The organism is Isoptericola sp. NPDC055063 (assembly GCF_053608125.1).
This window is the reverse complement of the sequence record NZ_JBSGUW010000007.1, coordinates 153,068-175,023: the sequence shown is the minus strand read 5'-3', so window position 1 is coordinate 175,023 and position 21,956 is coordinate 153,068. Positions and strand designations below refer to the sequence as shown.

Sequence of the window (21,956 nt, the reverse complement as noted above, 5' to 3'; positions counted from 1 at the left end):
CCGCCGGCCCCTCCGGCAGAACCTGACCGAACGAACCGAGGAGAGCGATGCGCGTCAAGGTGACGCTCCGGCGCCCCGACACCACGCACGACGACGTCGTCGTCACCGCGGACGCGGGCGCGACGATCGGGGAGGTCGCCTCGACGATCGCCCGCGTCGACCCGTCCGGCACGGGGGAGGTGGACCACCGGCGGCGCACGCTGGAGGCCCGCCTGCCCGGGCAGGACCGGCCCGTGCGGCTGCCGGCCGACGCCGCGCTCGGCGAGGCGTGGATCGGCTCGGGCGCGGAGGTCGCGATCGTCGACCTCGACCGCCCGGGCTTCGACTACCAGACCTCCCGCGACGTGCGCGCCACCCTGCGGTTCGCGGACGGCAGCGCGATCGACCTGCCCGAGGGCAGCTGGGTGCTGGGCCGTGCGCCGGGGTGCGACGTCGTCCTGAGCGACGCGCTCGTGTCGAAGCAGCACCTGCGCCTCGACGTCTCGGACGTCGTCGACGTCGTCGACCTGGGCTCGGCGAACGGGCTCCTGGTGGACGGCGCCCACGTGCAGCGCCTGCGCGTCGAGGGCAGCCAGCGCGTCACGGTGGGCGACACAGTGATGACGATCGAGCGGCGCAAGCCGCAGACGCTCCAGGGGGTCGCGCCGAAGGCCGGCCCCGTCCCGTTCACCCGCTCGCCGCGCGTCGAGGCGCGCTACCGGGGCTCGGAGTTCGACGCCCCGGACGTGCCGACCGAGACCGAGGAGCAGCCGTTCCCGCTGCTCGCGATGCTCGCCCCGCTGCTCATGGGCGGGTTCATGCTCGCCATGGGGCGCGGGCTGACGTCGCTGGTGTTCATCGCGCTGTCGCCGATCATGCTGGCCGGCAACTACTTCACGCGGAACAAGCGCGACAAGAAGCGCAAGGAGAAGGACGTCGCGCGCTTCGAGGAGCGGCTCGACACCCTGCGCGACGCGCTCGCGGGCGAGGAGGAGAAGGAGCGGTCGGTGCGCCTGCGGGAGGCGCCCGCCACCCAGCACGTCTTCGCGGAGTCGATGCGGCACGGGCCGATGCTGTGGACCCGCCGTCCGGAGCACTGGAGCTTCCTCAACGTGCGGTTCGGCATCGGCACGATGCCGTCGCGCAACTCCGTCAAGGAGGTGTCGCGCGGCGCGCTGATCAAGGAGTACCAGGACCGCCTGGACGCCGTCGTCGAGCGGCACGAGGACATCGCCGGCGTGCCCGTCGTGGAGAACCTGTACGACGCCGGCGCGCTCGGCTTCGCCGGCCCTCCCGCGTCCGTGGCCGGCAGCCTCAACGCGGTGCTGCTCCAGCTCACCGGCCTGCACTCGCCGGCGGAGCTGGTCGTGACCGGCATGGTCACCCCCGTGTGGACCAAGCACCTGCAGTGGCTCACGTGGATCCCGCACACGTCGTCGCCGCAGAGCCCGATCGAGGGCCACCACCTCGCCGACTCCGCGAGCGGCGCGGCGCGCCTGGTGGCCGAGCTCGAGGAGCTCGTCACCACGCGGCTGCGCGCCCAGCGCGGCGGCGCCCAGCGACGCGGTGCGATCGACGACGACGACGCCGCCCTGGAGCGCGGCGCCGAGGTCGGCGGCAGCAAGGCCGACACCGGCACGCGATCGGCGGTCCCGGCCGTGGTCGTCGTCATCTCCGACGACATCGACGTGGACCGCGCGCGCCTGGTGCAGCTCGCGGAGCAGGGCCCGGACGCGGGCGTCTACCCGCTGTGGATCTCCGCGGACACAGCCTTCCTCCCCGCGGCCTGCCGCACGTTCGTGGACCTGGGGGAGCACGGCCCGCGCGTCGGCATGGTGCGCCTCGGCCGCTGGGTGGACGACGTCGAGCTCGAGGAGATCGACGCGTCGACGGCGCTCGACTACGGCCGCCGGCTCGCGCCCGTGTTCGACGCCGGCGCGATCGTCGCCGACTCGTCCGACCTGCCCCGCTCGGTGACGATGCCGGCGCTGCTGGGGCACGACCTGTTCGAGGACCCGAACGCCGTGCTGGAGCGCTGGCGGCAGAACCTGTCGGTCTACGACCGCACGCAGGCGGTGCCGCGCAAGCGGGCCGGCTCGCTGCGCGCCATCGTCGGCTCGGCCGGCCTGGACGCCCAGCACCTCGACCTGCGCTCCCAGGGCCCGCACGCCCTGGTGGGCGGCACGACGGGTGCCGGCAAGTCGGAGTTCCTGCAGGCGTGGGTGCTCGCGATGGCGGCGGAGTACAGCCCCGACCGCGTCACGTTCCTGTTCGTGGACTACAAGGGCGGGTCGGCGTTCGCGGACTGCGTCCAGCTGCCGCACTGCGTCGGCCTCGTGACGGACCTCAGCCAGCACCTGGTGCTGCGGGCGCTCACGTCCCTGCGCGCGGAGCTGCACCACCGCGAGCACCTCTTCAACCGCAAGAAGGTCAAGGACCTCCTCGAGCTGGAGAAGCGGGGCGACCCGGAGACGCCGCCGGCGCTCGTCATCGTCATCGACGAGTTCGCGGCCCTGGTGGGCGACGTGCCGGAGTTCGTCGACGGGGTCGTCGACGTCGCCCAGCGCGGCCGCTCGCTCGGCATCCACCTGATCATGGCCACGCAGCGCCCGGCGGGCGTCATCAAGGACAACCTGCGCGCCAACACGAACCTGCGGGTCGCGCTGCGCATGGCGGACGAGTCCGACTCCAGCGACGTCGTCGACATCAAGGACGCCGCGCACATCGACCCGGCCATCCCCGGCCGAGGCGTGGTGAAGACCGGCCCCGGCCGCCTGCAGGCCTTCCAGTCCGGGTACGCGGGCGCGTGGAGCAGCCGGGCCCCGGAGCGGGCGGCGATCGAGGTCGCCGGCCTGCACTTCGGCCGCGAGGAGCGGTGGGAGGAGCCCGTCGACCCGTCGGCCGTCGGCGACGAGGACATGGACCTCGGCCCCAACGACCAGCAGCGCCTGGTCGCGCGGGTCGGCGAGGCGTTCGAGGCCGGACGCCTGCCCGCGCCCCGCCGCCCCTGGCTGGACTCGATGGCGGACGCGTACGACCTCACGCGGCTGCACCAGCGCACGGACACCGAGCTGCTGCTCGGTGTGGCCGACATCCCGGAGCAGCAGGCGCAGCGACCGGTGTACTTCGTGCCGGACGTCGACGGCCACCTGGGCGTGTACGGCACGGGCGGCGCGGGCAAGAGCACGGCGCTGCGCACCCTGGCGGCGGCCGCGGGCATCACGCCGCGCGGCGGCCCGGTGCACGTGTACGGGCTGGACTTCGCGGCGGGCGCGCTGCGCATGCTGTCGTCGCTGCCGCACGTCGGGACGATCGCGCGCGGCGACGACGTGGAGCGCGTCGTCGGCCTCATGCGGATGCTGCGCGACGAGCTGCAGCGCCGCGGCGAGGCGTTCGCCGCCGTGTCGGCGTCGAGCGTCACCGAGTACCGGCAGCTGTCCGGGCGCGCGGACGTGCCGCGCATCCTGCTGCTGGTGGACGGGTTCCCGGGCTTCCGGGACGACTTCGAGGTGGGCGCCGGCCGCGCGGAGTGGTTCGACGTCTTCCGCGACATCCTCAACGACGGCCGCGCCCTCGGCATGCACGTCGTGTTCACCGCCGACCGCTCGGGCGCGGTGCCCACGTACGTGCGCTCGATGGTGCAGCGCAACCTGCTGCTGCGCATGACCGACGACGGCTACCTGGCGTTCAACGCGCCCCGTGACGTCATCACGTCGGACTCGCCCAACGGGCGCGCGCTCCTCGACGGGCTCGAGGTCCAGGTCGCCGTCATCGGCGGCACGACCTCGGTGTCCGCGCAGGCGGCCGCGACCGAGAAGCTGGGGCAGTCGATGCTGTCGGCGGGCGTGCGCCCGGCGCCGGAGGTCAAGGTGCTTCCCACGGAGTACGGGGCGGGCGAGCTGCCCCCGCAGGTGGACGGGCAGCCGGTGCTCGGCCTCGACGGCATCACCCTCGGGCCGGTGCCGTTCGACCCCACGGGCACGATGGTCGTCGCCGGCCCGCCCGGGTCGGGGCGCAGCAACGCGCTCGTCGCGATCGCGCGGGCCGTGCTGCGTGCCAACCCGGACGCGCGGATGTACCTGTTCGCCCAGGGCCGGTCGGCGATCGCCGACAAGCTGCCGTGGACCGAGGTCGCCACCGGGGTGGAGAAGGTCAAGGCGCTCGCCACCGACCTGCTCGCCGCCGTCCAGGACGAGGACGTCGAGCCGGGGATTGTGGTGCTGATCGAGGGCATCAACGAGTACCTGCAGTCTCCGGCGGACAAGCCGATCCAGGACCTGACCAAGGCGATCCGCAGCAGCGACCACCTGCTCGTCGCCGAGGCGGAGACGGCGGGCTGGGCCGCGACGTGGCCGCTGCTGGGCGAGGTGAAGAACGGCCGGCGAGGGCTCATCCTGCAGCCCGAGAACCTCGACGGCGACACCATCCTCAAGACGTCCCTGCCGCGCTCGGGCAAGGGGGAGTTCCCCGTCGGCCGCGGCGCGTGGGTCGCGCGGGGCAAGCAGACCCGGGTCCAGCTGCCGCTGGTGCTCGACGACTGAGCGGCGCCGGACGGGTCGATGGGGAGTCCTCCCCATCGACCCGTGCCGTCGCCCTCGGCTACGGTGCTGCCCGGCGGCGGGACGAGACGCTGCGCGACGACGAGGGGGAGCGGTGGCCGGGTACGACCTGTCGATCAGCATGGCCGATCTGAAGACCTTGGCGGAGGACCTGAAGACCATCAAGGAGGAGTTCGAGGGCGCCGACGACACCTCGGAGGACGCCGCGGACGCGACCGGCCACGACGAGCTGCGCGGCAAGGTGCAGGACTTCGCCGACAAGTGGCGGATCAAGCGCGAGGAGATGACGGAGAACGTCGTCAAGCTCCAGGGCATCATCCAGCAGATCGTCGACACGTTCACCGAGGTCGACACCGAGCTGGCCAAGGCGCTCGAGGAGAAGGCGAGCGACGCGTCGAAGTACAAGGGGTACACCAGTGTCTGACACCCAGTGGCACACGCTCGACGGCAACGCGGACACCGTCAAGACCAAGGGCGAGAAGTACCAGGAGATCGCCGAGGCGATCACCCGGGCGCTCACCACGCTCGACCAGATCGTCGACGACGCGACCACGACGGCGCAGTCGATGGACGCGACGAAGTCGCTGGCGAGCGACGTGCGCGAGGACATCAAGAAGGCCACGGACCGGTACCAGGTCACCGGCGACGCGCTCGTGGCGTACGCGCCCCTCCTGTCCGCCGCCATCACCTCCTCGGAGACTGCGGCGCGTCGGATCGCCGAGCTCGAGGATGACCTGGTGCCGGCGCGGCAGCGGGCGAGCAACGCGCAGTGGGAGATGGACGGCATGCGGGGCGACGCGCCCGACACCGACGTCGACGACGCGAAGTCGGAGCTGTCGAACGCGAACGACCGGGTCACGGAGCTCGAGACCAGCCTCACCTACTGGCAGGGGCAGTGGACGTCGGCGCGCGACGACAAGAACACCGCGGCCACCACGGCCAAGGACCAGATCGACGAGGTCGTCACCGGCGACAAGGTCAACGGTCTGGAGGACAGCACCTGGGACAAGATCAAGCACGTCGCCGCGTCGCTGTACAAGGTCTTCAAGGTCATCTGCGACATCGCGGGCATCCTCGCGATCTTCCTGTCGTGGGTGCCGATCCTGGGTCAGATCCTGGTGGTCCTGGCCGCGATCGGCTCGATCCTCAGCATCCTCGAGACGATCGTGAGCTTCGCCAAGGGCGAGATCGGCTGGGGCGGGCTGCTGCTCGGCGTCGGGCTCGGCGTCGTCGGTCTCTTCGGCGGCAAGCTCGCGAGCTCGCTCGGCAAGGTCGCGAAGGCCCGGGCCGTCACGAAGGCCGCGAGCCTCACGAACTCGCAGTCGCGGCTCGCCGTCCGGCTCGCCGGCAACGCCGACGACGGGGCGCGGATGATCTCCGAGGCCCAGACCACGATGAGCAACGCGGACAACCTGCTCAGCATGAAGACGATCCTCTCGTCGCCGTTCAAGCGGTCCGACGCCATGGACAACCTGTTCCAGCTCCGCAAGGCGGGGAACCTGTCCATCGCCGAGGGGCTGAAGGGGGCGGCGAAGGAGGCCTTCGTCATGCCGTTCAAGGACCCGTTCGGCGGGACCGGCGAGCTCTTCCGCAACCCGGCGCTCTACCACAACCTCGACGGGCTGGCGGGCGCCGCGGTCACCACGAACCTCGTGAACTTCGGGGCCGCGAGCTTCAACGCGGGGCGCAGCTTCGCCGAGGCGGTGGGCGGCGACGACGGGTGGGCCCAGGTCAACTCGTCCGTCGGCCTCGCCGGACCTCTCACGGACGGTCCGTACGTGCAGCTGGCGCAGATCCCCGGCAACGTCGCATCCTGGTCCGACACGTTCGACAAGATGATCTGAGGCCTGACGCAGCGATGAGCGGACCGATCACGGAGTACGGCCTGGGGCTCGCCGAGGGGTGGCACCTGCTGCCCTACGGCGACGCGTCGGAGGGTTGGGAACGAGAGCTGGCCGGCGCGATCCTCGAGGGCGTGGAAGCGCCCGAGGGGGTGCCGGCGGCGCTCGCCGCCCAGCTGGCCGAGGTGCGCGCCGCGGTGGACGCCACCGGGGTGCGGGGCGCCCGGACGGCGGTGCTCGTGGAGTCGCCGGCGGAGCCGTTCGTGCAGGCGATGCTGACCCTCGTGGTGGGGCGCCGGGTCGGGCGCGGCACCTACGAGTCACAGCTCGCCCAGGTGGCGGAGGGCGTCGGCTCGGCGCAGGTCATGGGCACGCAGGAGATCGACGCCGTCGTGCCGGCGGGCACCGTCCACGGCGCCCACTTCCTCATCGGGCACCTGCCTCAGGACGAGGACGTCGCGGGGGTGCACCTCGAGGAGCGCGTGCACCTCGGGGTGTTCCCGGCCGACAGCCCCGACATGGTGGACGTGACGGCGATCGCGGCCGGGATCGGGATCTTCGACGACTTCCCGGCGTTCGTCGTCGGGCTGCTGGACGAGCTCGAGGTGTCGACGGGGGTGGCGGCGTGACGAAGCAGGTCCGGATGGCCGGGGGCGACCTGCGGATCATCCTGCCGGGCACCTGGACGCGGATCCCGCTGGACGAGCCGCAGCGCACGCTGGACTTCGTCAAGCGCTTCGTGAAGCGGCAGACGGGCAACGCCGACCGTCTCGCGCGGGTGCGCCGGGAGACGGTGCGGGAGCTCGTGGGCTCGGCCCGGGACGCGTCCCGGATCGGGGTGCACTCGTACTTCATGTCGCTGGAGATCCTGCCCGGGGTCCCGTTCCCCGCGGCGCTGCTGTTCCTCGACCAGGACTGGCCGGAGGCGGCGACCCCGCTGGTGGCCGAGGGCGACCTCGAGGGCGCGCTCGATGCCGCCTACGGGCCGCTGGAGACCGCGCGCGCGTCGTCGGGGCCGGTGGGGCGGCGCTTCGAGACGCTCACGCAGCGGATCGGCGAGCAGGAGATGCTGACGCTGCGGCTGGAGTACTTCGTGCCGTACCCGGACGGGTCGCGGGTGCTGCAGGCCCGCGTGAACGTGCCGAACATTCCCACGGCGGAGCCGTTCGCGGTGCTGTTCAACGAGATCATCGACTCGATCTCGTTCGCGGCCCCCGAGACGGAGGCGACGCCCGACGGGTCGGCGGTCGACACGGAGGCGCAGGACGCCCGGGCGAGCTAGATCTTGCCCTCGTCCTTGAGGCGCGCGTTCTCGGCGCGGATCGCGTCGAACTTCTCGGCGAGAGCCGCGGCGGCCTGGGGGTCCGCCTTCTCCCAGAGGCCCTCGAGCTCCTTGCGGGAGGCGCCGTCGTCGCGCGCGGCCTGCCAGGCGAGCCGGTGCACGCGAGCCTCGAGGGACGGGTCGGCGGCGAGCACGGTCGTGACCTGCTTGAGGATCTCGCCGTTCGACGGGCGCGCGGTGCCCTTGACGTCGGAGAGCGCCTTGGCGACGGTCGGGAAGCCCGCCGAGCGGGCCTGGAGCCGCGCCAGGTAGTAGCCGAGCGCGCTGGTGACCGGCGTGGCGACGAGGCCGAACGCGATGCCCCACGCGATCTTCCACTTCAGCTCCGCCGGGACGACCGCGAGCGCGACGGCGACCCCGACGACGATGCACACGCCGTACCACCAGTAGCCGAGCCGCTCGAGGGCCCGGAACCAGCCCGGTATCGGCCCGGAGAAGCGGTCGAGCGCGTTGTCCACCTGGGTCACGGCCGAGGCGGCGTCGTCCGCGCCCGGCGCGACGACGATCGGTCGCTTCGATCGTTCGCCGGTGATCAACCAGCTCGGCTGTGCCATGACTTCTCCCCGTCGGCGTCGTCGGTGCTGCCCCTGTCGGCGCCCCACCCTACGCGGGGGACCTGCCGGTAGGGTGACGCCGGTCCGGACGACGGCGGGGGAGGGCATCGAGGATGCAGGACGGCTACAGGGCGGCACCGGCCGGGTCGCAGGTCGGCGCGGGCGACGAGGCCCCGACGACGGCGGCCCTGGCGCTCCGCCCGCTGGGGTACTTCTGCCTCGCGTGGGTGTGGGTGGTGATCTGGCTCGTCACCGTGCTGATCGCGCCCGGCGCGGTGGTGTACGTGTACTTCGACGACGAGATCATCCTCGGTCAGGTGCTGTCGGACACGTCGGTGGTCGGCCTCGTGATGCTCGTCGTGGTCCTGGTGCCGATCCTCGCGGCGATCATGGGTCCGGCGGCGATGTTCTACCTGCCCACGATGACGTGGCCGCTGGCCGCGCTGTGCTTCGTGTACGCGTTCCGCGCGCTGCGGCCGTCGTACGCGGCCGAGAGGCTGTCGCACTCCACCTCCGCCCCGCGCGGGACCACCCTGGGGCCGCCGACCGTCGGCACGGTGGCGCTCTCGCTGAAGCCGAACCGCCGCAGCCGCGCCACCGACGTCCTGATGAAGTGGTACATGGCGGGCTGGTCGCTCCAGATGCCGACGTTCGTCGGCGCCCTGCCCGCCGGGGTGGGCTGGGTCCTGATGTTCGTGTGGGCGTCGCGAGACATCGCGCCGCCGGTGCGGACGGCATGCCTGGTCGGCGCGGTGGCCCTGGTGCTCGTGTCCGTCGTGCTGGTGGCGCGCGCGCTGCGCGCCGACTTCCGCCGGTGGGGGGCGGAGGGAGACCCGGAGCCCGTCCCGACGACCTCGGCCGCGCGCCCGCTCGGCTGAGCGACCGGGCCGTCGGTCAGGGGAGGAGGCCCGGCACGGCCTTCGCGCGGGCGCTCTTGCGCAGGCGGAGCGTGAAGGCCACGGACCCCGCGCCCGAGACGACGAGCGCGAGCACCAGGGAGGTGATGGCAGGCCGGCAGCGGAAGGCAGGACCCGATCCATGGGGAGGCCTCCCCATGGACCGCTGCTCGGGGCGCCCAGTATCGTCGGGACCGCACCACGGATCGGCCGCACGGGGGCCGGCCGAACCACGATCGAGCTGAGGAGCTTTCTCATGGCGAACATGAACGTCACGTACGACGAGCTGCGGTCGCAGGCGGGTCAGCTGCGCAACGGTCAGCAGCAGATGACCGACATCCTGCACAACCTGCAGACCCAGGTGAACAACCTGGTGTCGTCGGGCTTCGTGACCGACCAGGCGTCAGGCGCGTTCCAGACGTCCTACGAGGAGTTCACGACCGGTACCACGCAGGCCATCGAGGGCCTCGAGGGTATGGCGTCGTTCCTGGAGCAGGCCGCGCAGACGCTGTCCGACGCGGACTCGCAGCTGGCGCAGGGCATCCGCGGCTGACACCAGCCTCGCGGGAAGGGGCGGTCCGGGTTCTCCCGGGCCGCCCCTTCGTCGTCCGGTCGGGAGCGCAAGAGTCGGGGTGTACGCGTTCGGGCACTGGTCCCTCCCTACGGGCGACGACACCGAGCGGGGACACCGAGCGGCACCGTGTGCGGACCTGGCGCGGGATGGGGAGGCCTCCCCATCGACGACCGCTCGGGGTGCCCGCTAGGGTCGTCGACGGAACGACCGGATCGGCCGCTAGGGGGCCGGCCGAGAACCGACGAGAACGAGGAGCTTTCTCATGGCGAACATGAACGTCACGTACGACGAGCTGCGGTCGCAGGCGGGTCAGCTGCGCAACGGTCAGCAGCAGATGACCGACATCCTGCACAACCTGCAGACCCAGGTGAACAACCTGGTGTCGTCGGGCTTCGTGACCGACCAGGCGTCGGGCGCGTTCCAGACGTCCTACGAGGAGTTCACGACCGGTACCACGCAGGCCATCGAGGGCCTCGAGGGTATGGCGTCGTTCCTGGAGCAGGCCGCGCAGACGCTGTCCGACGCGGACTCGCAGCTGGCGCAGGGCATCCGCGGCTGACACCAGCCGAGGTCGAGGGGCGGTCCGGGTTCCGGGCCGCCCCTCGTCGTCTGCGGTACCGATCTCGCCGGCGCACCGCGTGGTGCGCGGCCCCGACCGACACGTCCCTGGAGGCAGGGTGGACTCCCGTTCCCGACGCAGGTGGTTCGTCACGGCGCTCGTGCTGTTCCTCGCGCTCTCGGTGGTGCGCCTCGCGATCACCGTCTCGCGCGACGGCATCGAGGGCGCCACGATCTGGATCGCGCTCCTCGTGGTGGTCGTCATCGTGGGGGTGACGCTGGCGGTGGTCGTGCGCCGGGCCGGCGCGGTCCGGGAGCACGTCGCACGCCTGCGCCCGGGTGCGGTCGTGGTCCCGGCGTTCACGACCGCGGACACGCTCGACGAGGCGCGCGCAGCCGGGGCCCGCACCAAGGGCATCTCGGGGATGGGCGGCAACCCGGTCGCCCTTGCGGTGGGCGACGGCGCCGTCGAGGTCTGGGTGGGCCGCGAGGAGGCGCCCCGCTGGGTGGTGCGCCGGGTGCCGGACGGCGTGACGCAGGCCCGCGCCGTGTACGGGTCGCGCGAGTCGGGCGCCGTGCGGGTGTCCGACCGGGCGACGTCGGTCACCGTGGTGCCGGCGTACCGGCCGCTGCGCGCGGCGGGCGGCGCGGCCGGCGCGGACCTGGCCCGGGCGGTCCAGGAGCTCACGACGGCGCCGTGACCCGCGGTCGCGTCGCGCGGCAGGTGCCCCCGGCACCAGTGCCCGACGAGCGAGACAACCTGTTCACCGGATGAGACGGTTGTGGCACCCTGGGTAACGCTGGACCCTGAAGGTGAGGTAACCCTCACCAGTTCGCAGGAGAATCCTCCTAGAATCGAACGCCACGCATCACCGATCCGGAAGGCGTACCCCGCAGTGAGCAGCATCCGACCTCTGCGCGTCGCGATCGTCGGCGCAGGCCCCGCCGGCATCTACGCGGCGGACATCCTGTCGAAGACCGACCTCGACGTGAGCATCGACCTCTTCGAACGCCTGCCCGCGCCGTTCGGCCTCGTGCGCTACGGCGTCGCCCCGGACCACCCGCGCATCAAGCAGATCATCACCGCGCTGCACCGCGTGCTCGGCCGCGGCGACGTGCGCCTGCTGGCCAACGTGGACTACGGCGTCGACCTCAAGCTCGACGACCTGCGCCAGTTCTACGACGCGGTGATCTTCTCGACGGGTGCGATCAAGGACCACGAGCTGCCGGTGCCCGGCATCGACCTCGACGGCTCCTACGGCGCGGCCGACTTCGTCTCCTGGTACGACGGGCACCCCGACGTGCCCCGCACGTGGCCGCTCGAGGCCCAGCAGGTGGCCGTCCTCGGCGCCGGCAACGTGGCGCTCGACGTCGCCCGCATCCTCGCCAAGCACGCGGACGACCTGCTGCCCACCGAGATCCCGGCCAACGTCTACGAGATCCTCAAGGCCTCGCCGGTCACGGACGTGCACGTCTTCGCGCGCCGCGGCCCGGCCCAGGTGAAGTTCTCGCCGCTGGAGCTGCGCGAGCTCGGCCACGTGCCGGACGTCGACATCGTGGTCTACCCGGAGGACTACGACTTCGACGAGGGCTCGATGGCGGCCGTCGAGTCGTCCAACCAGACCAAGCAGGTCGTCAAGACGCTCACCGACTGGACCCTGGTCGACCCGGCCACGCAGAAGGCGTCGCGCCGGCTGCACCTGCACTTCCTGCACGCGCCGGCCGAGATCCTCGGCGAGGACGGCAAGGTCACCGCGCTGCGCACCGAGCGCACCGCCCTGCAGGGCGACGGCACCGTCAAGGGCACCGGCGAGCACCACGACTGGCCCGTGCAGGCCGTCTACCGCGCCGTCGGCTACTTCGGCTCGCCGCTGCCCGAGATCCCCTTCGACGAGCTCAAGGGCGTCATCGCCAACCGCGAGGGCCGCGTCGTCGACCTCGACGGCGAGCACCTGCCCGGCGTCTACGCCACGGGCTGGATCAAGCGCGGCCCGGTCGGCCTCATCGGCCACACCAAGTCGGACGCGTCCGAGACGATCCGCCACCTCGTGGAGGACGTGACGGGCGTGGGCGACGGCGGCGACGTCGCGACCGGCGACGCCGAGGGCGGCCGCACCGCCGCCCAGGGCGACCCGCAGGCCGTGCTCGACTTCCTCGCCGACCGCGGCGTGGACGTCGTCGAGTGGGACGACTTCGTGCTCCTCGACGAGCACGAGAAGGCCCTCGGCGAGCCCCACGGGCGCGAGCGGATCAAGGTCGTGCCGCGCGAGGAGATGCTCGACATCGCCAAGGGGCGCCCCTCCTCCTGACGGGGCCGGTAGCACGACCGGCAGTGCGACCGGACGCACGACGGCCCGGGCGGGAACCGCCCGGGCCGTCGGCGCGTTCAACCCGTGGGAACCTGCCGGTACGCGTGCACCGGGCAGGGCGCACGGAAGGAGACAGCAGGACACATGGGCCACCAGCACTTCAACGGTCTCAAGACGGCGGCGCTGTTCGGCGTCATGTGGGCCGTGGTCCTCGGGCTGTGGGCGATCTTCTTCCGCGGCAGCGCCGGCATGCTCGTCGTCTTCGTGGGGATCGGCCTCGTCACGACGTTTGTCGGCTACTGGAACTCCGACAAGATCGCGATCCGCGCGATGCACGCCTACCCGGTGACGGAGCTCGAGGCGCCGGAGATGTACCGCATCGTGCGCGAGCTCTCCACGGAGGCCCGGCAGCCGATGCCGCGCCTGTACATCTCACCCACCCAGGCCCCCAACGCGTTCGCCACGGGGCGCAACCCCAAGAACGCGGCCGTCTGCTGCACCGAGGGCATCCTGCGCCTGCTCGACGAGCGCGAGCTGCGGGGCGTCCTCGGCCACGAGCTGATGCACGTGTACAACCGCGACATCCTCACGTCGTCGGTCGCGTCCGCGATGGCGGGGGTCATCACCTCGCTGGCCCAGTTCCTGCTGATCTTCGGCGGGGGCGACCGCCGGGAGGGCGGCAACCCGCTCGCCGCGCTCGCGATGGCGATCCTCGCGCCGTTCGCGGCGATGATGATCCAGATGGCGATCTCCCGCACGCGCGAATACGACGCGGACGAGGACGGCGCCAAGCTCACCGGCGACCCGATGGCCCTGGCCTCCGCGCTGCGCAAGCTCGAGTCGGGCACGGCCAAGGCCCCGCTGCCGCAGACGCGCGAGCTGCAGAACGTCTCCCACCTCATGCTCGCCAACCCGTTCCGCGGCGCGGGCATGGCGAAGATGTTCTCCACCCACCCGCCGATGGCGGACCGCATCTCCCGCCTGGAGAAGATGGCCGGCGGCACGGGCTTCGGCCCCGGCGGCATCACCCGCTACTGAGGCACGCTCGGGCGGCGGGTCCCGGCCGGTTCTGCCAGGCTGACCTGCGATGTCCCGTGACGCGGCTGCTGGGTCCGAGCGTCCGCCGGCCCCGTCGGCCGCGGACGGCGGTCACGCGCGCCTGCGGCGCTGGCAGGCGGCCACCGAGTGGCCGCTCACGGCGATCTCGCTGCTGTTCCTGGTCGCGTACGCGATCCCGATCGCACGCCCGGACGCGCCCCCGGAGGTCCGGTCCGCCTGCTCCTTCGTGCTGGCGGTGACCTGGCTGCTCTTCGTCGCGGACTACCTGGTGCGGGCCCGGCTCGCGCCGCACCCGTGGCGGTACGTCCGCCGGCACCCGCTCGAGCTGGCCGTGGTGGTGCTCCCGGTGCTGCGCCCCCTGCTCCTGGTGTCCGTGGTGGTGCGGCTCAACCGGGTCAACGCCGTGCGGCTGCGCGGCCGGGTGGTGCGGTTCGCCGCGGCGGGCACCGCGCTGCTCGTGATCGTCGGGGCCCTCACGGTGACGCAGGCCGAGCGGGGCGCGCCGGGCGCCAGCATCGTGAACCTGGGCGACGGGTTCTGGTGGGCGATGGTCACCATCACCACCGTGGGCTACGGCGACCTCACGCCCGTGACCGCGACGGGCCGGGTCATCGCGGTCTGCCTGATGGTGGGGGGCATCGCGCTGCTGGGCGTCGTGACGGCGACGCTCTCCTCCTGGCTGGTCGAGCGGGTCACGGCCGACCCTGGCGACGAGCCGGGCGAGACCCCCAGGGAGGCGCCCCTCGGCATGGTCTCCCCGGCGCAGGTCGCGCTGCTGGTCGCCGAGGTCCAGTCGCTGCGGGCGGAGATCGTGGCCGGGCGCCGGGCCGACGGGGCGGGTCAGCCCCGCGACACCCCGGAGGGCCGCGCCGACGCCGACGCCGACGCCGACGGCGACGGCGACTGAGCCGCGCCCGGGAGCACCGCCTCCAGCGCGGCGGCCACGCCGTCGTCGTCGTTGCCGGGCACGACGGCGTCCGCGCACGCGAGCACGTCCGGGTGGGCGTTGGCGACGGCGTGCCCGCGCCCCGCCCACCGCAGCATCGGCAGGTCGTTGGGCATGTCGCCGAAGGCCCACACGTCGCGGGCGTCCACCCCCAGGCGCGCGCACCAGCGGGCGAGCGCGACGTCCTTGGTCACCCCGGGCGGCAGGAGCTCGGCGAGGCCCGCCGCGCCCGAGTAGTGCAGCTCGGCCCGGTCGCCCACCACGCCCCGCACGCGCTCGAAGAAGGCCTCCTGCGCGGCGTCGTGGACGCCGCCGCGCTGGACGACGCCGAATCCCTGCGCCGCGGTCCCGGGGCGGACGGCGAGCAGCTTCGCGACGGGGTCGCCGGTCGCGCCGAGGGACTCCTCCACGGGGGCGGCGCGCAGACTGCGGTCGAGGCCGGGCTCGCCGTCGGGGAACCACGGGTCGAACGCCGGGCCGCGGACGGTCTCCACGGCCAGCCCGACGCCGGGGACGGCGTCGCGCAGCTCGGCGACGAGGTCGAGGAGCACGCCGTCGTCGAACCCGCACGAGTCGACGGCGCGGCGGCCGGCCAGGTCCCACACGGCGGCGCCGCCGAGGCAGATCACGCGCCCGTGCCCGCCCACGAGGTCGCCCAGGGCGTGCAGCCAGCGCGGCGGCCGCGCCGTGACGAAGACGACCTCCGCCCCGGCGGCCTCGGCGGCGAGCAGCGCGCGCCGGGTGCGCTCGGAGACCGTGCCGTCCGAGCGCAGCAGCGTGCCGTCGAGGTCGGTCGCGACGACCCGCGGCACCTCCCGCGCGCCCGCCGCCGCCCCGCTGGTCACCGGTAGTTGACGAACTGGAGCGCGACGTCGAGGTCGGCGCCCTTGAGGAGGGCGATGACGGCCTGCAGGTCGTCGCGGGACTTGCTGGTCACGCGCACCTCGTCGCCGGTCACCTGCGTCTTGACGGCCTTCGGGCCCTCGTCGCGGATGATCTTGGTGATCTTCTTGGCGCTCTCGCCGGCGAGGCCCTCCTTGAGCGACCCCGCGAGGCGGTACACCTTGCCGGACGACTGCGGCTCCTTGTCGCCGGTGTCGAAGGCCTTGAGCGAGACGTTCCGCTTGATCAGCTTGGTCTGGAAGACGTCGAGGGCGGCGAGCACGCGCTCGCTCGAGTTCGCCTCGATGACGATGGTGTCCTGGCCGCTCCACTCGATGGACGCGCCCACGCCCTTGAAGTCGTACCGCTGCGAGATCTCCTTGACGGCCTGGTGGAGCGCGTTGTCCACCTCCTGGCGGTCAACCTTGCTCACGATGTCGAACGACGAGTCGGCCACGACGGCTCCTTCTGTGCTGGTCGGGTGCCCGGCGCATCGGGCGGGCGGGGTCTGCCCACTACCGTAGTGCGGCGGCACGGTCGGTTCGACGTCAGGGGGAGAGAGATGAATGCACGGCAGGGGCCCGACGGCGGGACGCCCGCGGCGGCGGGTGGGGTCGACCCGGAGGCACGGACCCGGCGGTTCGCCGTGGTGTCCCGGTGGGTGGTCCTGGTGGCGTGCTGGGTCCTGGTGGGGCTGGGGGTGCTCTTCATCGTGGGCGACGCGGCGCCCGTCGGCGTCGCGCTGATCGTCGTCGCGGCGCTGCTCGTCCTCGCGCGCGGCGCGTGGACGGTCGTGCGCGGGGCCAGGGCCGCCCGGGCGGCGCAGGCGCCGGCGGCGGTGCCCGATGCGCCCGTCCTCGCGCCCGGGACGGCGTCCCCGGTCGACCGGGTGGTCGCCGACCTCGTCGGGATGAACGACGAGGCGCTGCCGTACCTCATCGCGGCGACGCCGTCGCCCGAGGGCGTGCAGGTCGAGGTCCGCTGGAAGTCCGAGGAGCTGCGCTGGGCGGCGCTCTTCGTGCGCGGGAAGGTCGCGTACGCGTGGCGCATGGAGCTGACGCTCGACCCGGCGACCTCGCACTACCGGTTCGTCGAGTACTCCGGGTCGTCGTCGACCCGCGCGGCCGTGGGCCCCACCGGGGTGTTCGCGCGCGCGGACTGGACGTGGCGGCGGGGCAAGACGGCGATGCAGCGGAGGGCGACGTACGTGGAGGGCCCGGACGGCGCGGTGGTCGTCTCGGGCAGCGGCGGCTCCCGGTCCTCGTGGGAGGGCTCGACGCAGATCGCGCCCGGGGACGCGAAGCGGCCGGTCTTCGCCGTGCTGCGCCAGCACGGCTGGCGGCCGCGGCACGACTGGTTCGGCGCCCGCGCCTTCGAGAGCTAGGCGCAGGCTAGGCGCGCGGCCCGGGGCGCGCCGCCGCGAGGCGGGAGACCCGGGCCTGCCGGCTGCCGTCGACGGTGAGGATCACCAGCGCCACCCACACGAGCGCGAACCCGGCCCAGCGGGTAGGCGGCATGTGCTCGCCGAAGACGAGCAGGCCGAGCAGGAACTGCAGCACGGGCGTGAGGTACTGCAGCATCCCCACCACCGACAGCGGCAGCCGGCGCGCGGCGGCCGAGAAGAGCAGCAGCGGCAGGCCGGTGACGACGCCGCAGGCCGCGAGCAGCAGCGCGTGCCCGGCGCCCTCGGTGGTGAAGGTGCCGGCCCCGGTGGCGCCCAGCCAGCCGAGGTAAGCGAGCGCGAACGGCGTCGCGACCGCGGTCTCGGCGGCGAGGCCGGGCAGGGCCCCGACGCCGCGACCCACCCGGTTCTTCACGAGCGAATAGAGCCCGAAAGCGCCCGCGAGCACCAGGGCGATCCAGGGCAGTCCGCCCACCCCGGTGGAGATCACGACCACGGCCGCCAGGCCGAACCCCAGGGCCACCCACTGCGCGACGCGCAGCCGCTCGCGCAGCACGAGGACGCCGAGCAGCACGGTGAGCAGGGGGTTGATGAAGTACCCGAGGGCGGCGTCGAGCACGTGGTCGGTGAGCACCGCGTACACGTAGGTGGTCCAGTTGACGACGATGAGCAGGGACGCGACGGCGAGCGCGCCCATGGTGCGCCCGCTGCGCAGGACGGCGACGAACGACCCGAACGTCCGCGTCACCAGCAGCAGCACGACGCAGAACACGAGGCTCCACACCACACGGTGCGCGATGATCTCCACCGGGCCGGCCGGCTCCAGGAGCGGGAAGAAGAGGGGCATGGCGCCCCACAGCACGAAGGCCGAGAGCCCGAGGGGCAGTCCCCACCGGTCGGGGGAGGAGGGGGTCGTCACCGGCTCACCGTAGCCGGGCGGCGACCGGGTGACGCGGGCCACCGGTGGACGATTTCCGCCCAGGCGCTCCGGGGCGTTATGGTTCTACCCGCGAGCTCGTCCGCGAGCCCGCACGGCAGGTTGCCCGAGCGGCCAAAGGGATCTGACTGTAAATCAGACGGCTCAGCCTTCGGGGGTTCGAATCCCTCACCTGCCACCTCGACGGACGGGGCATCACCCCTGGGTGGTGCCCCGTCCGACGTCCGGAGAAGGTCCTCGCGACCCCGGTGCACGGTGTGATCGAGCGGGCATCCCGCGGATTTCGCCAGGTGCCGCGAGCCGTGTAGAGTCTTCTCCGCTGCCCCGATAGCTCAGTCGGCAGAGCGTCTCCATGGTAAGGAGAAGGTCAAGGGTTCGATTCCCTTTCGGGGCTCTGTGACAAAGGCGCGGGGCCGCCCCTGGAAACGGGCGGCGGTCTCGCGTTCAGTCACGTGCGGCGGGGTAGCTCAGCTGGTCAGAGCGCACGACTCATAATCGTGAGGTCGCGGGTTCGAGCCCCGCCCTCGCTACCGCCACTCCTACGGTTCGACGGCCGGCGTCGGACCGGCCTGTTCCTTGACGCACGTTGCGCCTTCCGGGGGCGCGAGAGGTGACACACCATGGCTGCTAAGAGCGCGGACGTCCGCCCGAAGATCACGCTGGCCTGCGTGGACTGCAAGGAGCGGAACTACATCACGAAGAAGAACCGCCGCAACGACCCCGACCGTCTCGAGCTGGCGAAGTTCTGCCCGCGCTGCGGCAAGCACACCTCGCACCGCGAGACCCGCTGACGCCTCGGTCGACACGACCCCGCACCGACGTGGCGAACCCCGACTTCGCTGGCCGCGAGTACCCGGCCACCGCCCCCTACAGCGTGGGGCGCGAGAAGCTCCGTGAGTTCGCGTCCGCCGTCGGTGCCCTGGACCCCGCGCACCACGACATCGTGGCGGCGCGGGGTCTCGGCTATCCGGACCTCGTCGCGCCTCCTACGTTCGCGGTCGTCGTCGCCCAGCGGGCGGAGTCGCAGTACGTGCAGGACCCGGACGCCGACATCGACTTCTCGCGCGTGGTGCACGCCGACGAGAAGTTCGTGCACCGCCGGCCGATCGTCGCCGGCGACGAGCTGGTCACCGTGCTGCACGTGGACTCCGTGACGGAGCGGGCCGGCATCGCGATGGTCACCACCCGCTGCGAGATCTTCGCGACGTCCGGGGCCGACGCCGCCGCGCGCGAGCACGTCGCCACGGTCACCTCCAGCCTCGTGATCCGCGGGGAGGACTCCTGATGGCCCGCCCCGCCCTCGCCGAGCTGTCTGTCGGCGACGTCGTCGCCACCGCCGCGATCGAGCTGGACCGCGCCCGCCTGGTCCGGTACGCCGGCGCCAGCGGCGACTTCAACCCCATCCACTGGGACGAGTCCTTCGCGACCCGCGTCGGTCTCCCGGGCGTCATCGCCCACGGGATGCTCACCATGGGATCCGTCGTCGGCGTCGTCACCGCGTGGGCGGGGGACCCGGGCGCCGTCGTCGCCTACCAGACGCGCTTCACCAAGCCGGTCCCGGTACCCGCGAGCGGCGTCGCCGTCGTCGAGGTCTCCGCCACCGTCGGCGCGATCGACGCCGAGGCCGGCACGGTCCGCGTCGACCTCACGGTGACCCACGAGGGCGCCAAGGTGCTGGGCCGGTCGCAGGCGACCGTCCGCCTCTCCTGACCGGAACTCTCTCCCTCCGCACCGTTCGTCGCGGGCGTCGTGGCACGTCGCGCGTCCGCAGGACGAGATTTTTTACGCCTATCACTTCTCATGAAACGTGATTTCACGGTTCGATGACGTGGTGCGCCCTGAGCGCACTCCGTCCTCGAGAGGAGCACTCCCCGTGAGATCCGTACGACGACGCACCACCGGGCTGGCCGCCGTCGGCCTGCTCGTTCCCCTGATCACCGCCCCCGCGCTCGCCGCGGGGGCCGGACCCTCCACCGCCCCGACCTCCGACGTGAGCTGCGACGCGGTCGTCGCGGCGCCGGACCGGGAGTCGGCGTTCGCGGCCGCGAGCGACGCCACCGGGGTCCCTGCCGACCTGCTCAAGGCCGTCTCCTACATGGAGTCCCGCTGGGACCAGCACGCCGGCGCGCCCAGCGCGGACGGCGGCTACGGCCTGTTCAACCTGCTCGACCACGCCGCCGAGGCGCCCGACGGGGCCGGCAAGGACGCCACCCCCCGCACCGCCGTCAGCGAGCTCGACCGCGCCGCCGCCCTGACCGGGCTGTCGGTCGCGGAGCTGAAGTCCGACGCCGGAGCCAACACCTGCGGCGCCGCGGCCCTCCTCGCCTCCTACCAGGCGGCGGCCGGCCAGGGCACCGGCGGCTCCCTCGCCACCTGGGAGACCGCGGTCGCGCGGATGGGCGACGCGGCGACGTTCGCCGACCGGGTGTACGCCACGCTCCGCCAGGGCGAGGCCCGCACCACCGACGACGGCGGGCGCGTCGTCCTCGCGGCCCAGCCGGCCGCCGTCCTGCCCGAGGCGACGACGGCCGCGGCGGGCGACCCCGCCGCCGACTGCCCCGCCGACCTGGGGTGCGACTGGGTCCCCGCGCCGTACGAGAAGGGCAGCGCCGACCTTCCCGACGACACGGGGAACTACGGCAACCACGACCAGGCCGACCGCACGGGAGAGGGCGGGCCGTCGATCGACTACATCGTCATCCACGACACCGAGGGCGGGTACGCCGGGACGCTGAACATGGTCCAGGACCCCAACTACCTCGCGTGGAACTACACGGTGCGTTCGTCCGACGGGCACACCGCCAACCACCTCCAGCCCGACGACGTCGGCTGGCACGCGGGCAACTGGTACATGAACATGCACTCGATCGGCATCGAGCACGAGGGCTGGGCCGGGACGTCGGGCTGGTTCACCGAGGCGATGTACCAGTCGTCCGCGGAGCTCGTGCGCTACCTCGGCGAGAGGTACGACGTGCCACTGGACCGGGCTCACGTCATCGGGCACGACCAGATCCCCGGCATCCTGCCCGGGTACACCAAGAGCGTGCACTGGGACCCGGGCCCCTACTGGGACTGGGAGCACTACTTCGAGCTCCTGGGCGCGCCGATCGGCGGCGGCCTGACGCCGACGACGGACGTCGCGCCCGGCGACGTCGTCGAGGTGGTCGCCGGGTACGACGACAACGCCAACCCGATCACCGGCTGCCAGCAGGCGTCGCCGGGCTCGGGCGACTGCGTCGCCGGCGCGGGCACCAACTTCGCCGTCGCGTACCAGCAGCCCTCGCTCGACGCCGCGTACGCCAAGGACCCGGGCTGGAAGCCGAACGGCGCGGCCGGCACCACGTACGCCAGCGACGTCAGCGCGCGCGTGACCTCGGGCCACAAGCTCGTCGTCGCGCAGGTGCAGGGCGAGTGGCTCGGCGTGTGGTGGGCCGGCTCGCTGGTGTGGCTCCACAACCCGGCCGACCGGCCGGTCGTCGTGCCGAGCACGGGCAAGACGGTGACGGTGAGCGGGGACACCGCGGCCGCGATCTACGGCCGCGCGTACCCCGAGGAGGCCGCGTACGCGCCCTACCCGGGCATCGGGCTGCAGTCCGTCACGCCGATCGAGTACACGATCGGGACCGACCAGAGCTACGTGGTGTCCGACGACTCCGTGTCGACGGACTACTACTACGCCACGTCGTTCGACGGCTCCGTGCCCGACGACCGCACCGACGTGCGCGGCGCGGACGCGTACTACCAGCTCTGGTACGCCCATCGGCAGGTGTTCACCCGCGCCGCCGACGTCGTCCTCCACGACCCCGTGGTGACCGATGTCGAGGGCCCGGCGATCTCCGGCAGGCCGGAGATCGGGAAGGTGCTCACCGTCGACGCGGGCGAGTACCTGCCCGGGTCGGACACCGAGGTCGCCGTGCAGTGGCTGCGCGACGGCGTCGCGGTGCCCGGCGCGACCGGTGCGCGCTACCACCTCACCGGCAGCGACCGGGGCGCGGACGTGGCGGTCCGGGTGACCGTCTCCGCGCCGGGGTACACGGCGGCGACGTTCACCTCCGACGCCGTCGGCCCGGTGCGCCCGCACTGACGAACGAAGCTGCCGAGGTAGTCCCGATCGGGAC

21 protein-coding genes and 3 tRNA genes are annotated in these 21,956 nt (G+C 72.8%); 20 read left to right on the top strand and 4 right to left on the bottom strand.

Annotated features, from left to right (window positions below; all coding sequences use genetic code 11):
* Nucleotides 1-47: 47 nt before the first annotated feature.
* From ACWF41_RS10695 to ACWF41_RS10675, 5 genes are all read left to right on the top strand, one after another.
* Nucleotides 48-4,520, top strand: coding sequence for an FtsK/SpoIIIE domain-containing protein (locus ACWF41_RS10695; RefSeq protein WP_380315408.1), 4,473 nt, complete (start codon nt 48-50; stop codon nt 4,518-4,520).
* Nucleotides 4,521-4,632: 112 nt separating this feature from the next.
* Entirely contained in the window at nt 4,633-4,962 is a 330-nt protein-coding gene (locus ACWF41_RS10690) for a hypothetical protein (protein ID WP_380315411.1), read from the top strand.
* Complete coding sequence (locus ACWF41_RS10685; protein WP_380315414.1) at nt 4,955-6,382, top strand: hypothetical protein; 1,428 nt, start codon at nt 4,955-4,957, stop codon at nt 6,380-6,382. The genes ACWF41_RS10690 and ACWF41_RS10685 overlap by 8 nt, the downstream gene beginning before the upstream one ends.
* 14 nt (nt 6,383-6,396) lie before the next feature.
* A complete protein-coding gene (locus ACWF41_RS10680) occupies nt 6,397-7,008 on the top strand; it encodes a hypothetical protein (protein ID WP_380315417.1) in 612 nt (203 codons plus the stop codon).
* Nucleotides 7,005-7,661 carry a hypothetical protein gene (locus ACWF41_RS10675; RefSeq protein WP_380315420.1) on the top strand — a complete coding sequence of 219 codons (657 nt, stop codon included), beginning with the start codon at nt 7,005-7,007 and terminating at the stop codon, nt 7,659-7,661. The genes ACWF41_RS10680 and ACWF41_RS10675 overlap by 4 nt, the downstream gene beginning before the upstream one ends.
* On the opposite strand, the gene ACWF41_RS10670 is transcribed toward ACWF41_RS10675, so the two are convergent.
* A complete protein-coding gene (locus ACWF41_RS10670; protein ID WP_380315423.1) occupies nt 7,658-8,275 on the bottom strand; it encodes a hypothetical protein in 618 nt (205 codons plus the stop codon). The two genes, ACWF41_RS10675 and ACWF41_RS10670, sit on opposite strands and share 4 nt — an antisense overlap.
* 113 nt (nt 8,276-8,388) lie before the next feature.
* Here ACWF41_RS10670 and ACWF41_RS10665 point away from each other — a divergent pair, with 113 nt between their 5' ends.
* The 7 genes from ACWF41_RS10665 (at nt 8,389) to ACWF41_RS10635 (ending at nt 14,578) form a co-directional block, all read left to right on the top strand.
* Complete coding sequence (locus tag ACWF41_RS10665; protein WP_380315426.1) at nt 8,389-9,153, top strand: hypothetical protein; 765 nt, start codon at nt 8,389-8,391, stop codon at nt 9,151-9,153.
* A 274-nt stretch (nt 9,154-9,427) separates the two neighbouring features.
* Nucleotides 9,428-9,724, top strand: a complete 297-nt coding sequence (locus tag ACWF41_RS10660; RefSeq protein ID WP_344246257.1) for a WXG100 family type VII secretion target — start codon at nt 9,428-9,430, stop codon at nt 9,722-9,724.
* Nucleotides 9,725-10,007: 283 nt separating this feature from the next.
* On the top strand, nt 10,008-10,304 hold the full coding sequence (locus ACWF41_RS10655) for a WXG100 family type VII secretion target (RefSeq protein WP_344246257.1): 297 nt from the start codon (nt 10,008-10,010) through the stop codon (nt 10,302-10,304).
* 118 nt (nt 10,305-10,422) lie between these two features.
* Complete coding sequence (locus ACWF41_RS10650; RefSeq protein WP_380315429.1) at nt 10,423-11,004, top strand: hypothetical protein; 582 nt, start codon at nt 10,423-10,425, stop codon at nt 11,002-11,004.
* A gap of 195 nt (nt 11,005-11,199) precedes the next feature.
* The gene (locus ACWF41_RS10645) at nt 11,200-12,612 is read left to right on the top strand and encodes an FAD-dependent oxidoreductase (protein WP_380315432.1); all 1,413 of its coding nucleotides are present in this window, start codon (nt 11,200-11,202) and stop codon (nt 12,610-12,612) included.
* Nucleotides 12,613-12,756: 144 nt separating this feature from the next.
* A complete protein-coding gene (gene htpX, locus ACWF41_RS10640; RefSeq protein WP_380326475.1) occupies nt 12,757-13,650 on the top strand; it encodes a zinc metalloprotease HtpX in 894 nt (297 codons plus the stop codon).
* Nucleotides 13,651-13,699: 49 nt separating this feature from the next.
* Nucleotides 13,700-14,578 (top strand): potassium channel family protein, encoded by an 879-nt coding sequence (locus ACWF41_RS10635; protein WP_380326478.1) that lies wholly within the window; start codon nt 13,700-13,702, stop codon nt 14,576-14,578.
* On the opposite strand, the gene ACWF41_RS10630 is transcribed toward ACWF41_RS10635, so the two are convergent.
* Nucleotides 14,512-15,462, bottom strand: coding sequence for an HAD family hydrolase (locus tag ACWF41_RS10630; RefSeq protein ID WP_380326481.1), 951 nt, complete (start codon nt 15,460-15,462; stop codon nt 14,512-14,514). The two genes, ACWF41_RS10635 and ACWF41_RS10630, sit on opposite strands and share 67 nt — an antisense overlap.
* Nucleotides 15,459-15,956, bottom strand: a complete 498-nt coding sequence (locus tag ACWF41_RS10625; RefSeq protein ID WP_380326484.1) for a YajQ family cyclic di-GMP-binding protein — start codon at nt 15,954-15,956, stop codon at nt 15,459-15,461. Before ACWF41_RS10625 ends, ACWF41_RS10630 begins: the two co-directional genes overlap by 4 nt.
* A gap of 105 nt (nt 15,957-16,061) precedes the next feature.
* Between ACWF41_RS10625 and ACWF41_RS10620 the strand changes: the two genes are divergently transcribed.
* Complete coding sequence (locus ACWF41_RS10620; protein WP_380326487.1) at nt 16,062-16,883, top strand: hypothetical protein; 822 nt, start codon at nt 16,062-16,064, stop codon at nt 16,881-16,883.
* 7 nt (nt 16,884-16,890) lie between these two features.
* Here the strand turns inward: ACWF41_RS10620 and rarD are convergent, their stop codons facing one another.
* Nucleotides 16,891-17,820, bottom strand: coding sequence for an EamA family transporter RarD (rarD, locus tag ACWF41_RS10615; protein ID WP_380326490.1), 930 nt, complete (start codon nt 17,818-17,820; stop codon nt 16,891-16,893).
* Nucleotides 17,821-17,934: 114 nt separating this feature from the next.
* Between rarD and ACWF41_RS10610 the strand changes: the two genes are divergently transcribed.
* The 7 genes from ACWF41_RS10610 (at nt 17,935) to ACWF41_RS10580 (ending at nt 21,922) form a co-directional block, all read left to right on the top strand.
* Nucleotides 17,935-18,016, top strand: a tRNA-Tyr gene (locus ACWF41_RS10610).
* Between the two features lie 143 nt (nt 18,017-18,159).
* Nucleotides 18,160-18,232 (top strand) — tRNA-Thr (locus ACWF41_RS10605).
* Between the two features lie 62 nt (nt 18,233-18,294).
* Nucleotides 18,295-18,368: transfer RNA gene (locus tag ACWF41_RS10600), tRNA-Met, on the top strand.
* Between the two features lie 90 nt (nt 18,369-18,458).
* Complete coding sequence (rpmG, locus tag ACWF41_RS10595; RefSeq protein WP_079572326.1) at nt 18,459-18,629, top strand: 50S ribosomal protein L33; 171 nt, start codon at nt 18,459-18,461, stop codon at nt 18,627-18,629.
* A gap of 29 nt (nt 18,630-18,658) precedes the next feature.
* Nucleotides 18,659-19,123: an FAS1-like dehydratase domain-containing protein gene (locus tag ACWF41_RS10590; protein WP_380326841.1), complete on the top strand. Its 465-nt coding sequence runs from the start codon at nt 18,659-18,661 to the stop codon at nt 19,121-19,123.
* The gene (locus tag ACWF41_RS10585) at nt 19,123-19,548 is read left to right on the top strand and encodes a MaoC family dehydratase (RefSeq protein WP_380326838.1); all 426 of its coding nucleotides are present in this window, start codon (nt 19,123-19,125) and stop codon (nt 19,546-19,548) included. Before ACWF41_RS10590 ends, ACWF41_RS10585 begins: the two co-directional genes overlap by 1 nt.
* Nucleotides 19,549-19,711: 163 nt before the next feature.
* Nucleotides 19,712-21,922, top strand: a complete 2,211-nt coding sequence (locus tag ACWF41_RS10580) for an N-acetylmuramoyl-L-alanine amidase (protein ID WP_380326835.1) — start codon at nt 19,712-19,714, stop codon at nt 21,920-21,922.
* The last annotated feature ends 34 nt before the right edge of the window (nt 21,923-21,956 follow it).